The sequence below is a fragment of the Chloroflexota bacterium genome (assembly GCA_009840355.1).
GTDB lineage: Bacteria > Chloroflexota > Dehalococcoidia > Lucifugimonadales > JADFKI01 > Bin90.
Genome location: VXNZ01000003.1, coordinates 77189 through 89969, shown reverse-complemented (window position 1 = coordinate 89969; position 12781 = coordinate 77189). Strand labels below are relative to the sequence as shown.

The window sequence follows — 12781 nt, the reverse complement described above, 5'->3', positions numbered from 1 at the left end:
GTGGTGAACACCGAGACCTACACCGACGAATATATCCTGCCGGAGGGCAGCAGCCTGATGGTGGACGACGGCGACCTCGTGAGCATCGGCGACACGCTGGCGGCGTTGGACTTCGACGAAGATTCCGACGAAGCCGCGCTCGCGCAGAACACGCCGCACGACATTCTGGCGCGTGTGTCCGGCATGGTGCACATAGACGGCGACTTGCTCTCCATCAGCTGGACTGACGACGACAAGCGCGAGTACCAGATTCCGGCGGCGTCGGCATTGATAGTCAACTCGGGCGACGAGGTTGCGGCCGGCGATCCGCTGACGGCAGGTCCGAAGAGTCCGCAGCGCATCCTGAGTTTGCAGGGACGCGAAGCAGTTCAGCAATATCTCATAGACGAAGTGCAGAATGTGTATCGCTCGCAAGGTGTTACCATCCACGACAAGCACATCGAGGTGATAATCTCGCAGATGCTGCGCAAGGTTCAGGTGGAAGACTCCGGCGACACAAACCTGCTGCCGGAAGACCAGATAGACCGCAAGCAGTTCGAAGAGCAGAACGCCGCGGTGCTGGCAGAGGGTGGCGAGCCTGCGACGGCAAGCCCTGTACTGCTGGGCATCACGCGCGCATCGCTGAAGATGGACAGCTTCCTTTCCGCGGCGTCGTTCCAAGAGACGACACGCGTGCTGACCGAGGCCGCCGTCAACAGCGACATCGACTACCTGCGCGGGCTGAAGGAAAACGTCATCATCGGCAGGCTCATACCCGCGCGGCTCGACCTGACCGAAGAGGGCAGAGCATTCCTGGACATCCCGGAAGACGAAGAAGTCGTCGATCCTTTCAGCATGCTGAAGGGGCCGGTTGACGAATTCGAGACTGAGATGGCGCAGGGACCGTTCGGGCTGGGCGTGGAAAACGCGTCAGAAGATGTGGTAGCGACGGGTGCGATGTCCACAGAGGAATTGGTGGAGGCGCAGGCGACAGTCGGCGACGACTAGATAAACCTGACGACATAAACGGATAAGATATGCAGGATGGGCGGGATGCTGTGGAAAGATGGCGTCCCGCCCATTTTGCTTGCTTAAGAGATGATTTCACAAATTCCTAATGTTGTCATTCCTCACTTCGTTCGGAATCTGAAATCGTTGCATGCAAATCTGTTTCCGACTTTAGATTTCGAGCGAAGCGAGAAATAATAGGTGTAAATTGCATTTGTGAAATCGTCTCGATTAACGAAAGAACAAGGGGCGGAATGTCCATCAGAAAATGGGCTGTCTTGAATACATTGCTGCTTGTCGGGCTGCTGGCATGCGGCAGCAATGAAAACGCGATAGCGCCTTCCGATGCTGTGACGCTATTAGCGGATGCTTCCAACAAGGTAGCCGCGGGTAAGTTTTCGTATCATTCACGCAGCATGTTCATAGTGGATACAGGTGACGGCGAGCAAGAGCAAATTTACTCTACTGCCGACTCCTACATAGACCCTGACAAGGGCTGGTTTTCTGACGGCGAAACGAATGACTTAGTTTCTGAGCCGCAGCGCATTAGCATTGTCAGGATTGGGCACAGAGCCTATCATTTCGTAGAGACGCGAAGCTGCTATGTAGATAATCCTGCCATTAGCTATAACCCTCTCTCTTTCTTTACGCTTGAAGAACTTCGTGCACGGCAAGACTACATCAGCGGAGAGCGAATCATTGCAGACGGTAAGAATACGGAAAGGATTACTCTGGAGTTACCGAAAGAGACGATGACTATGACGATTCAGGACGGCTTGCTAGTCGAGCAGACTGCCTATTCGGACGAATTTCACTACGGAGGGGCAGTCGGCGACAGTTTTGAAGGCAAAATCATCGCCAACAAAATCACGGCGCGCATATACGACATCGGTGTGGAGAAAGAACTGCCCACTCCGGAGCCGATTTGCCGCTAAATTAGGAATTACCGCTGTTCACTGCGGACAGCGATGCCTTGTTCCACAACTCTTTTAGACGCGACTTGATTGACTTGATTAGGGGATGTGCATAAATGACTGCAAAAGTACACGACTTTCATGACGGAAACCTGCATTTCCAAGAGCGGTTCGGCACGGTGAAATTGGCAGAACGGGTAGCGCAGCGGGCATCCGAGCAGTTGAGCAAGGAACAGCGCGAGTTCATCGAGCAGGCGGACATGTTCTTCATGGCGACCTGCGACCATCGTGGGCTGCCCACCTGCTCGTACAAAGGCGGCGATCCCGGCTTCGTAACGGTCGTGGACGACACCTGCATCGCATTCCCCAACTACGACGGCAACGGCAAATACCAAAGCATGGGCAACCTGCTGAAGAATGCCAACATCGGTCTGCTGTTTATCGACTTTGTTGGGCAGGCGAGGCTGCGGCTGCAAGGCGTGGTGTCAATAGACCCCGATGACGCGCTAATGGCAAAATACCCCGGCGCGCAATTCATAGTGCGAGTATCGCTCACCGAAGTGTATCCAAACTGTGCGCGCTATGTGCACAAATACGAGCTAGTAGAGCGGTCGGTGTATGTGCCCCGCGAAAACGCCACCGTCCCCACCCCCGAATGGAAGCGGGAGTTGCGAGAATACCTGCCCACAAACGACCCGGCGCGGAGTGGCGACTGACAAGATGAACGGGATTGTGAGAGCGGGTAGGTGGTTCGTGTAAGCGATGTCGTGGTTGATTATTCATTCTGTGGTCGTTAAAGTGGGAGTGCGCCAAGCGTGCAATTCAACTGGGACAATAACGGGTGATTCATGACAACGACAGAAGAACGACTTAGCCACTTGGAAGGTGGCTACAATCACTTGGCAACTAAAGCCGATGTGCAGGCGCTCGAAACCCGCATGACACAACAGATTGCGGAATCGGAAGCGCGCTCCGCTAAGCAAAGAGCGGACATGGAAACGCGCCTGACAAAGCAGATTGCAGAATCAGAGACGCGCATGGTGAAGTGGATGGTAGGCGCGCTGACCGGCGGGATAGTCGCCGGAGCCGCGATTGTTACCGCTGTTGTGAACATTGTCGGGTGAGGTTATGAACATACAATTGACGGCGATCATCGAGCGTGAAGGGGATGGTTATGTTTCGCTTTGCCCTGAATTGGACATAGCCAGCCAAGGGGATAGTGTGCCTGAGGCTCGGGATAACTTGAGAGAAGCATTGGAGTTGTTCTTTGAGGTGGCGTCGGATACCGAGATTGAGCGCCGCTTGCGTGGGGAAGTGTACATAACACAGGTACAGATTGCAGTTGGCTAGGCTTCGAGTGCTATCGGGGCGAGAAGTATGCCGAATACTTGCAAATCATGGTTTTGCTGAGGTTCGTCGCAAGGGCAGCCACATCATAATGCGGAAAGTGGAGAGCGATGACACCGCAAGCATTCCAGTTCCCGATTACAGAGAACTGCGACTTGGAACACTTCGAGCAATCATCAGGCAATCGGGATTGCCCAGAGAACTGTTTGAGTGATGCCTTTAGTTTGGGGCGCCGAATGAAGCGAGCCGCCTGAAACCGTCCTCAACAGTGTGTGGAGTCAGGAATACAGGCGGCGCAGCTTCGCTAAATCCTCTTCGCGCGGTTGCTCGTTACGGTGGCGTACCAGCTGGCGTCGCGCTCGCGGGATGCGACATATTGCGCGTCCGCTTCTTGCAGATCCTCCGAGATTGGTCCCGCGAATGGCGGCAGTTCAAACCTTGGCGGAGACTCCGTAAGGCGCGGGTCGCCCTGCTCGGTCAGCACGGACATCAGGCGGGCGTTCAGGTCGGCGCGAATCTGCTCGTATTCGCCGTCGTAGGCGACGTTCTGCATATAGTCCGGGTCTTTGCGCAGGTCGTAAAGTTCTTCTTGCGGCCTCTTTCCAAAGCCCAGCTGGAATAGCGGCCGCACGTCTTCCCTCGCCCTGTTGACAATCATCCAAGTCTTGGTGGGCCCGTGGTCTATATCGCCGTATATCGTGCGCGTCGGCGTCTGGTAGTCTGCCACCAGCGCCGGCGGCTCGGCATTCTCATCGTCCATTCCGCCCGGATCGCCGGCAGGCCAGCGATCAGGCTCGAAATTGTATATGTACAGATAATCGTCCGTGCGGATACCTCGCATAGGGTAGGGCAGCGCGCCCGCTCTTGACAGCACATGCCGTTCCCGTCCGGTAACAACGAAGTCCCTGTTTTCCTGAATGCGCCCGCTCTCGGCGGATTCGAGCAGAGGCATAAGGCTGGTGGCGGTCATGCCCTCAGGCTGCTCCACGCCGGCGGCATCAAGGAATGTCGGCGCGATGTCCATCATGTTCACGAAGTCGTTTATGACGCGGCCCGGCGCAACATGCCCATGCCAGCGAACCGCCAACGCCACTTCCTGACCGATGTCATACACGTTGCACTTTGCCCTGGGGAATCCGGGGATGCCATGGTCACCGCTGACGACTATCAGCGTGTTGTCCAGCTCGCCGATTTCTTCCAATCGGTCGATTAGCACGCCCAATCCCGTATCGAAGGCGAGACATTCGCCCAGATAGTCGGCAAAGTCTTCACGGATGTCGTGTTCGTCTGGCAGGAACGCCGGCATTCGCCCTTTCAGGTCGTCGGGTTCAAGACCCCACAGATTCTTGCCGGAGCCGCGCTCCCATGTGCGGTGAGTGTTGGTAGGTCCCCACCAGTAGCAGAACGGCGTGTCGTCGGGTCTGGCGTCTAGGAAACTGTTGAAGTTGGCGCGCACCTCGTCGAATAGTTCTTGCTTCGCATCGGCAACCGACAGCGTGTCCAGCCGCGAAGTAACCTCTTCGGAGAAGTAGTCGAACCGGATGCCGCCCGACTCATACGCGGCGCGGTCTCCCCCGTACGGCGCGTTGTAATAATGCCCCGGCGACCAGACCTTGTAAGTGTATCCGATGTGGTAGCCGGCTTGTTCCAGTACCAGCGGGTATGTCGGAATAGACTCATCCCACGCAGCGCCGAACAGAATCGCGCCCTGCCCGGTCTGCCAGAAATACCTACCCGAGAGCACCGAGCTCCGGCAAGGCGTGCAGCTCGGCGCGGGCACATGCGCATTAAGAAACAGAGCGCCTTCATTAGCGATTCTATCGAAGTTAGGCGTCTCGATGAGTTCGTGAATAGTGCTTTCGCCGGGCTGGTTGCGGTAAGCGCTGGCATACCTGCCCCAGTCATCCGCGAACGCGAAAACGATGTTTGGTCGCAAAATTATCCTCCTATAATTATGTCGTATCAACCAGCCGCAACTGTATGATATTGGTGCAAGTCGGTCAAACTGCCGAAACACGCGGCGCCCGCCGCCGCCCTGCTAATTCGGCGCGCTTGTCAGCAAGAAACCGCCGTCAACGGGCAGCGTTATACCAGTAATGAAGCGCGCCTCGTCGCTGGCTAGGAACAGCGCGGCGTTGCCAATGTCCCAGCTTTGCCCTTCGACGGGCAGGGGCGTGGAACTCCGGCGCACTTCGCGGGTGTCCGATGCGGCGGCGCTTTCCAGTCGCGGCGTCCACATCAGCCCCGGCATAATGCAGTTCGCGCGGATGTTGTCGGCTGCGTGGTCGAGCGCAAGCGCGCGCGTGAGACCGACAACGGCAGATTTGTTCACGGTGTACTGCGCGGACGACCTGCCCGGCTTGGGACGCAGCGCCGTAACCGACGACACATTGATTATCGCTCCGCCGCCTGCGTTCTGCATGTGCGGCACGGCGTATCGGCACATATTGACCATGCTCATCAGGTTGACGGACGCGCTGCGATACCAGTCTTCGTCGGTCGCCTCGACCACGCTGCCACCCATACCACCGCCACCGACATTGTTGTGCAATATGTGCAGTGCGCCGTATCGCTCTATCGCCGCCGCGACGACTTGTTGGCAGTCATCCGGATTCGTAACATCGGCGGTCGCCGTGGACGCCTCGCCGCCCTCTTCGGTGATGATGCGCGCCGTAGCTTCTGCCCACTCGCTCACGGCGTCAACCAGCACGACCTTCGCGCCATTGCGGGCGAACAGTATCGCCGCCGCCGCGCCGTTGCCCACTCCGCTGCCGCCAAATGTACCAGCGCCGCTGACAATTGCGACCTTACCGCTGAGTCTCATTTGTTGCCCTCTCATCTGCTGCCCTCCGCAGGGGAACTTAACAAGATGTACAGGAAATTACAGGATAGGGATGGATTGCCGATGCGCGATTGCCTAGCGAGATTTTTGTCCGTCGGCTTCGTCTAGGATGTGCAGATACAGGAACGCGCCGGTGAAGGTTGTGGCTTCTTCGCAGTGCCCGCCAATCATCTCACCGGACGGACGCGCCGCCGCGATGTGGATGTGCGCGCGAATGCCGGATTCCGAGTCGGGCAGCGGCTGAATGTAGCCCTCCGCGCTGACGAGTTCCAGGTTCTCGTTCAGGCTGCTGCGCTCGAACTCCGGATTGCCCTCATCGTATCGGCACAAATTGCGTAAATTCAACTGCCGCAAACTGCCGATGCACGATGTGACAGCCGCCTCGCGGATGCCGTGCTCAAGCGCGAACTGCTCCAGCCCCGCAACGAACGCCTCGCCGGGCCCGAACTGATGATAGACCATACGGGTTGCGTCAATGTTCCAAGATTTGTCCCTCATAAGGCTGCACCTCGCAACTTCATTCCCGATTGGCATAATCGTGATTCATAGAGTCCCTCCCATATCAAGGGGAAGGCTTGGATGGGGGCGTCTAATCATGCGCCACATGACATCCCAGTAAACCAAGTCTCAATACGGCAATCCCGCGCGCCAGGATCGCAGTAGAACCGCAGCGTGCCGTTGTGCATTATCAGCCCGTGCAGCTCCAGATCCGGCACATCCATCTGGTCCACGATTTCTCCGCTGCGTACCTGCGCATTCTAACATGCTCACATAGAAGCGGGACGGACATGACGGAGACATGACGGATAGGAGAATACTACAAGACAATTTCAAAAGTCCCTTCCCCCTCGATGGGGGAAGGTTAGGATGGGGGCGAAATATGTGTCCACCACCACCTTTTGCAAATGTCTCGATACCACAAGCGATAATAGACAGAATATGCTAGATTTGTTAGACTGAAATCTACCACCTGATTGGAATATGGGCGGTTAGCTCAGTTGGCAAGAGCGCTACGTTGACATCGTAGAGGTCATAAGTTCAAGTCTTATACCGCCCACCATTTCCATTCAACGCCTAACGCAGAAGAGAGCGTGTTACCTTGGCAAACGAACCACACGACCGCATTACGCATGTTGACTTGCTCAATTTCTTCGACAGCAAGATAGAGCGCAGCATTAACGAAATGCGTACCGAAATGCGTGAATTGCGAAATGAAATGCGCTGGCTGATAGGCATTAGCCTTGCGCTGATGATGCTATTCATGGCATTCGTAACTCTATTTGTCAGGTAAATCGCCAAGTTAGGCGCGGCATTCATTGATATTGACATAGAAACAGAGAGGAGAGGCGATGCGAGAGCAACCCAGCGAGAAGTCCATGAACCGAATGCGGGTCTTCGTGGAGAAGTATTGCCAGAAGTCCGGCACCTTCACTCATCCCGGCGAGGGCGTTACGGACGCCGTGATTCTCGGGCTTGCGGAGAATATCGATACGATAGGCAGGCCGCTCTGTCCGTGCCGTTTCTACCCGGACAAAGAAGAAGAGAAGAAGTATCGCACATGGATGTGCGCATGCGACGACATGCAGATTTACAAATACTGCCACTGCCTGCTCTTCGTGACCGAGGACGGATTGCCGATTACCGAATATCTGCCCGAAGGCCATGAAGGACTTGAGATGTACGGGCTGGTGAAGGATCCTACCCCGGACCAGGGACGCCCGCTGCGCCACAAGGCAGAAGAGCGCGAGATCGAGCGCAAGGAACGACCGAGCTAGTTCGCCACAAGCAAGTCCGCCGCGAGCAAGTCCATAGGTCAGCGTGCGCGATGAACGCGCCAATTCAATTTGCCAATGAATTCATATTCAAGCATAGATTTGGAGGAACAGATTTAGATGTCAAAGCCATTTGCGGTAACAGACGGCAGCTTCGATCAGGATGTTTTGAACTCGGACACGCCCGTAGTCGTGGACTTCTGGGCAGACTGGTGCGGACCCTGCAAGGCAATCGCGCCGGTGGTGGACGAGCTCGCCGCCGAGTACGACGGCAAGGTGAAGTTCGCCAAGCTGGACGTGGACACCAATCCCAAGACGGCGATCAACTACGGCATCCGCGGCATCCCCGCGCTGCTAATCTTCGACGGCGGGCAAGTCGCCAAGCAAGTCGTAGGCGCCGTGCCAAAGGCTACCCTGAAGAAGAGCATCGAAGAAGCCATCAGCTAGCCCACATACAATAGACCCACAATAGAAGCCAACACGCCGCCCTCTATGTAGATAGAGGGCGGCGCTTTTGTGCGCCTGAAATACAGAATGTCCCTTTGGCGAGATATAGACAGGATAGGTAAGGTGCCCGGATAAGCACCTTCCCCCTCAGGGACAAGGTTAGGATGAAAGCAATATCACCGTCATCTATCACCGCATACACAGCCAAAATACTGACAAGCGTCTAAATCGTTCAGGTAGCATTTCCTTATAGGTGGTTTTGCGGCATAATGCCGCTGGATTCCTGCGAAAGCAGGAATGACGAAAGAAAGACGACCACTTACTTGGAAACGCTATCAACCGTTCCAGGGCTGAGCATAATTCCCCCAATATCTTCCCCTTGACAACACCGCCGTCCATACCTATAATCAGAACATATGATTGCCACACATGACACTACAACTCAAAACCAACAACTCGGCTTCCTAGAATCGGTTCAATCCGCCATCGTCGAACAAACCGACAACGGCAGAACCATCGTCGAGTTCCTCATCTCCGTCATGGAAGGCGACCTCACGGACTTCAAAGAATGCCACCGCATCGACGCCGCAAGACTGCTGCAAAAGTTCGGCTACGGCGAAACACGCGCCCTAGCCAGCGCCACCAGCCCAGCTACCAAGCGGGAAAGCCTCAACGCAGACAAGCGCATCCAATCCGAACTCGCTCAAATCATCCAAGAAGAGACCGACAACGGCAGAATCATCGTCACCTTCCTAGTGCAAGCTATGAACGGCGAACTCCCCGACTTCAAACCCTGCCACAGAATGTCAGCCTGCAAAGAACTACTGCGGCTCGGCACACAACCCACCGCCGAGACCGAAACAGCCTCCTCATCCGCAAGCTCTGACACCGTTGAGGAACCCGACCCCGAAAAACAGGCGAGGCAGCATCTTCTCAACGAAGCAAAAAGGTTCAGCCTGCACGGACCGTTGTACTACGACGTTTACCCGTTCCCCTGCCCCTGCGAAACCCGCAGGACGGACTGCAAAGGCAACGAACTAAGCGAAGAGGAGCGCAAGGAAGTCCTCCAAAAAGCGCCCGGCCTCGAAGCCACAATAAGCGACCCTGCCGAACAAGAAGCGTTCAAGAAGGAATTCGCAGACTTCATGGCGCGCCTCAACCCCGACAAACCGCCCATAGACATCAACAGCATCCGCTGGCGCAAACTCACCAACGACCCCTGACGCAACCCACCCCGAACAATCGCAACCCGCCCCGAACAACCGCCGGGCATAATTGCCGCAATATATCCCCCTTCCCCCTCCGGGTGAAGTTACAGCCTGCGCCCGCAATAGCGGGTGATGGTCGATGCAATGAAATATGCCCAGCTCTAAATCGTTCAAAAAAAGGTTGACCTCCACGCGCATTCAGGCTAACATCATAAGACAGTCGTTCAGCGATGACGCCTTTGCAGCGTAATCTCGCTGTCCGATCTTGCTTTATGCGGCCCCGTGGTGTAGCGGTTTAACATACTGGCCTGTCAAGCCAGAGATCGCCGGTTCAAATCCGGTCGGGGTCGCCACTCGAACGCTTGAAGCGCGATCATTTGTAAGCCTTGCGTCGCTTCCTGTCTGTCCCGCGTCCTTTCTGCCGTAATGTCGTTGCCGCGCGTTATCACGCGCCATTAGCGCACCGCATTCTTCACTCAACTATCGTCGCAGGAGCGTATCACCGTGCTGGAAGAGCAAGCTCGAGTCAATCAAGCCAATTGGAACGAGCGCACGCCCATACACGCCGCGTCCGAACTGTACGATGTTGAGGGTTTCAAGGCGGGGCGTATGATGTTGCACGAGTTGGAATTGCGCGAAGTCGGCGATGTATCGGGCAAGACGCTGCTACATTTGCAGTGCCATTTCGGACTGGACACCATGTCGTGGACGCGGCTTGGCGCAAGGGCGACGGGCGTTGACCTGTCCGACGCCGCAATCGATCTAGCGCGTTCGCTGAGCGCCGAACTAGGGTTGGACACACGCTTCATCTGCTCCAACATCTACGACCTGCCGGATGTGCTTGACGAACAGTTCGACATCGTGTTTACCTCATACGGCGTGCTCTGCTGGCTGCCGAACATGGACAAGTGGGCAGAAGTTGTCGCCAACCACCTCAAGCCCGGCGGCATTTTCTACATCGCAGACGGACACCCCATGATGAACGTATTCGAGATGTCCGAAGCTGGCAATCTAATCCCCACATACTCATATCTCAACGAAGAATGGCTATGGGAAGGCGGCGAGCCAAGCTACGCCGGCGAAGGCATAATCGAAAGCCCTGTGTACGAGTGGCAGCACAGCCTAGGCGAAATCGTAACCGCGCTGGCAAAGGCAGGCTTGCATATAGAATACCTGCACGAGTTCACACACTGCTTCTTCCGCTTCTTCCCCACAATGGTGCAAGGCGAAGACGGCGGCTGGCGTCTCCCCGAATACAACGAATCCTACCCGCAGATATTTTCCATCAGAGCAACGAAATGATGCGATTAGTGGCTGTGCTGATATTCGCGACGACGGCGATGACCGCGATGAATGCATGCGCATCCCTTGCCGGCCAACCGCCATGCCCGGATGGGACGGAGCGGTACGACGAATACCGCCTTTTCTTCGGGCGGAACATCGGCGACGCCGAGGGCGTGAGCGACGAGGACTGGCGGGCGTTCCTGGCGGACACGGTAACGCCCCGCTTTCCTGACGGGCTGTCGGTGTTTGACGCGGCGGGACAGTGGCGCGACTCGCAGGGGAGCATCGCGCGCGAGCGTTCCAAGGCGCTTCTGATTCTAGCCGAGCCGGAATCGGACGCCGGGCGGAAGTTGGACGAGATAGCGGAGGAGTACAAGCGGCGGTTCAGCCAGGAATCGGTGCTGCGAGTTGCGGATTCTGCGTGCGTGGCGTTCTGATGAGAGACGCGCTCCGGCTCAAACGGGCTCGTAACGCTCAATTGATATTTCGTCTGCTCGCGCCCGCATCAGGGAGGCGTCGTGCCAGGCCTGCATTCGCAGCAGCATGTCCATTTTCACGCCGAACGCCTTCTCCAATCTCAAAGCCATTTCGGGCGAGAGCGCCGACTTGCAGCGCAGCAAATTGGAGAGCGTAGCTCGTCGGACGTCCAATATATCTGCGGCCTTCGTTACCGTCAGACCTAATTCTTCGATAATCTCGGTACGAATGAAGTCTCCCGGGTGAGAGGGCGTCATGTTGACTTTGATGCCGTCGGTAGCCATCAGTGATAGTCCTCCAGATTCAATCTATCGACAAAGCCATTCCACTCCGTGAATGTGATACGCCAGTTGCCGGATACTGAAACGCTCCATTCGCCTTGCCTGTCCCCCGCGAGCCTGTGGACCCTCCAACCAGGAGGCGAATCAGCGATGAAACTGTCAATGTCGTCAGCCAGGATTAACACTGTCAGGATTCTTCTTATCCGCCCTGCTAGTTCAGGGTTCAAGAAACGCGGGTTGTCGTTTTCAAGGAGCCTGTGGAGTCCTCTATGGCGGACTGAGCGGATTATCATATCGCCAAGTGTACGGCATGACAGTACATTGAACAAGGTGGATTTTTACGATGGCGGCATGCTGTGAGACACTAGAACCAAAATCGCATCCCAACTTCGTTCAGCCGCTTGCGGCGCGCGCGGTGGTCAGGCAGCACGCGCTCCACATGCGCCCAATAGCGAGGCGAATGGTCCATCACTTCAAGGTGCGCCAGCTCGTGGACAACCAGATAATCGATGAGCGCAGGCTCCGCCATTACGATGCGCCAGTTCAGGCGAATGCTTCCGTCCGACGAGCAGCTGCCCCACCGCTTGCGTTGGCTGCGTATTAGAACGCGCGAAGGCTTATGACGGCTTACCTTGCTTTGCCAATTCGCGACCATATCGGGCAGCAGACGCTCGGCTTCTTGGCGATACCACTGCTCGAAAGCCTCGCGCGACGCGTAGATTCGCTCTTCTTCGCCGATGTGTCCCGGCACCGAAATGTGAAACACGCCGTCAACAAGGTTGATAGTTAACGCATTATCCGCTGTGAGCGCGTTGAAAATCTGATATTCGCTGCCTAGGAAAAGCATCGTCTCGCCATCGGCGAAGCGGCGTGCGCTAGGCGGCTCTGCCGCTTCCGCAGACCTGCGTAAAATCCAGCCGGCGCGGCGATGCACCAGCGTGGCGATTTCTTCGCGCGGTGTGCGCGCCGGCGAGCGCACCAGCACGCCAATCTCCGGGTCAATAGTGATTTCGAGCGTCTTCTTGCGGCGCGCGCTGCGAACTATCGTGTAATCAATGCGCTTGCCATCGGACTCGATGCTCGCGGTTTCGTTTTGTGACATAGGCATGCTGCTATTGTCTCGGCGAAGAGTATTGGGGCTGTGTTTGGCAGTGTCATTACTAGAGTTTTCGCCCCATTCCTAACCTTCCCCATAGGGGAGGGGACATTAGGAATGGGAAAT

Annotated in this window: 18 protein-coding genes and 2 tRNA genes; 14 read left to right on the top strand and 6 right to left on the bottom strand. The window is 56.3% G+C overall.

The window, feature by feature from the left end; genetic code table 11:
* The 6 genes from F4X57_00640 to F4X57_00615 form a co-directional block, all read left to right on the top strand.
* Nucleotides 1–987: DNA-directed RNA polymerase subunit beta' (locus F4X57_00640; GenBank protein MYC05685.1), on the top strand; the 987-nt coding region annotated here is incomplete at its 5' end.
* 254 nt (nt 988–1241) lie between these two features.
* On the top strand, nt 1242–1922 hold the full coding sequence (locus tag F4X57_00635) for a hypothetical protein (protein ID MYC05684.1): 681 nt from the start codon (nt 1242–1244) through the stop codon (nt 1920–1922).
* 95 nt (nt 1923–2017) lie between these two features.
* Nucleotides 2018–2617 carry a pyridoxamine 5'-phosphate oxidase family protein gene (locus F4X57_00630; protein MYC05683.1) on the top strand — a complete coding sequence of 200 codons (600 nt, stop codon included), beginning with the start codon at nt 2018–2020 and terminating at the stop codon, nt 2615–2617.
* Nucleotides 2618–2749: 132 nt separating this feature from the next.
* On the top strand, nt 2750–3025 hold the full coding sequence (locus F4X57_00625; protein MYC05682.1) for a hypothetical protein: 276 nt from the start codon (nt 2750–2752) through the stop codon (nt 3023–3025).
* 4 nt (nt 3026–3029) lie between these two features.
* Nucleotides 3030–3251, top strand: coding sequence for a type II toxin-antitoxin system HicB family antitoxin (locus F4X57_00620; GenBank protein MYC05681.1), 222 nt, complete (start codon nt 3030–3032; stop codon nt 3249–3251).
* Nucleotides 3244–3462, top strand: coding sequence for a type II toxin-antitoxin system HicA family toxin (locus F4X57_00615; protein ID MYC05680.1), 219 nt, complete (start codon nt 3244–3246; stop codon nt 3460–3462). The genes F4X57_00620 and F4X57_00615 overlap by 8 nt, the downstream gene beginning before the upstream one ends.
* A 90-nt stretch (nt 3463–3552) precedes the next feature.
* On the opposite strand, the gene F4X57_00610 is transcribed toward F4X57_00615, so the two are convergent.
* The 3 genes from F4X57_00610 to F4X57_00600 all read right to left on the bottom strand — a co-directional run bounded on the left by F4X57_00610 (nt 3553) and on the right by F4X57_00600 (nt 6588).
* Nucleotides 3553–5265, bottom strand: a complete 1713-nt coding sequence (locus tag F4X57_00610) for a sulfatase (GenBank protein MYC05679.1) — start codon at nt 5263–5265, stop codon at nt 3553–3555.
* A 21-nt stretch (nt 5266–5286) separates the two neighbouring features.
* Nucleotides 5287–6087 (bottom strand): SDR family oxidoreductase, encoded by an 801-nt coding sequence (locus F4X57_00605; protein MYC05678.1) that lies wholly within the window; start codon nt 6085–6087, stop codon nt 5287–5289.
* A gap of 78 nt (nt 6088–6165) precedes the next feature.
* Entirely contained in the window at nt 6166–6588 is a 423-nt protein-coding gene (locus F4X57_00600; protein ID MYC05677.1) for a DNA-binding protein, read from the bottom strand.
* 485 nt (nt 6589–7073) lie between these two features.
* On the opposite strand from F4X57_00600, the gene F4X57_00595 reads away from it, so the two are divergent.
* From F4X57_00595 to F4X57_00560, 8 genes are all read left to right on the top strand, one after another.
* Nucleotides 7074–7150 (top strand) — tRNA-Val (locus F4X57_00595).
* 39 nt (nt 7151–7189) lie between these two features.
* Entirely contained in the window at nt 7190–7381 is a 192-nt protein-coding gene (locus F4X57_00590) for a hypothetical protein (protein MYC05676.1), read from the top strand.
* A gap of 58 nt (nt 7382–7439) precedes the next feature.
* Nucleotides 7440–7865, top strand: a complete 426-nt coding sequence (locus F4X57_00585) for a ferredoxin:thioredoxin reductase (GenBank protein MYC05675.1) — start codon at nt 7440–7442, stop codon at nt 7863–7865.
* Between the two features lie 117 nt (nt 7866–7982).
* On the top strand, nt 7983–8309 hold the full coding sequence (gene trxA / locus F4X57_00580) for a thioredoxin (protein ID MYC05674.1): 327 nt from the start codon (nt 7983–7985) through the stop codon (nt 8307–8309).
* A gap of 416 nt (nt 8310–8725) precedes the next feature.
* The gene (locus F4X57_00575; GenBank protein ID MYC05673.1) at nt 8726–9532 is read left to right on the top strand and encodes a hypothetical protein; all 807 of its coding nucleotides are present in this window, start codon (nt 8726–8728) and stop codon (nt 9530–9532) included.
* A 261-nt stretch (nt 9533–9793) separates the two neighbouring features.
* Nucleotides 9794–9870: transfer RNA gene (locus F4X57_00570), tRNA-Asp, on the top strand.
* A gap of 256 nt (nt 9871–10126) precedes the next feature.
* Nucleotides 10127–10819: a class I SAM-dependent methyltransferase gene (locus F4X57_00565; GenBank protein ID MYC05672.1), complete on the top strand. Its 693-nt coding sequence runs from the start codon at nt 10127–10129 to the stop codon at nt 10817–10819.
* The gene (locus F4X57_00560; protein ID MYC05671.1) at nt 10816–11238 is read left to right on the top strand and encodes a DUF3574 domain-containing protein; all 423 of its coding nucleotides are present in this window, start codon (nt 10816–10818) and stop codon (nt 11236–11238) included. Before F4X57_00565 ends, F4X57_00560 begins: the two co-directional genes overlap by 4 nt.
* Before the next feature lie 18 nt (nt 11239–11256).
* Here the strand turns inward: F4X57_00560 and F4X57_00555 are convergent, their stop codons facing one another.
* From F4X57_00555 to F4X57_00545, 3 genes are all read right to left on the bottom strand, one after another.
* Entirely contained in the window at nt 11257–11562 is a 306-nt protein-coding gene (locus F4X57_00555) for a HigA family addiction module antidote protein (GenBank protein MYC05670.1), read from the bottom strand.
* The gene (locus tag F4X57_00550) at nt 11562–11852 is read right to left on the bottom strand and encodes a plasmid maintenance system killer (protein ID MYC05669.1); all 291 of its coding nucleotides are present in this window, start codon (nt 11850–11852) and stop codon (nt 11562–11564) included. Before F4X57_00550 ends, F4X57_00555 begins: the two co-directional genes overlap by 1 nt.
* 71 nt (nt 11853–11923) lie before the next feature.
* Nucleotides 11924–12667 carry a M48 family metallopeptidase gene (locus F4X57_00545; GenBank protein ID MYC05668.1) on the bottom strand — a complete coding sequence of 248 codons (744 nt, stop codon included), beginning with the start codon at nt 12665–12667 and terminating at the stop codon, nt 11924–11926.
* Nucleotides 12668–12781 lie beyond the last annotated feature (114 nt).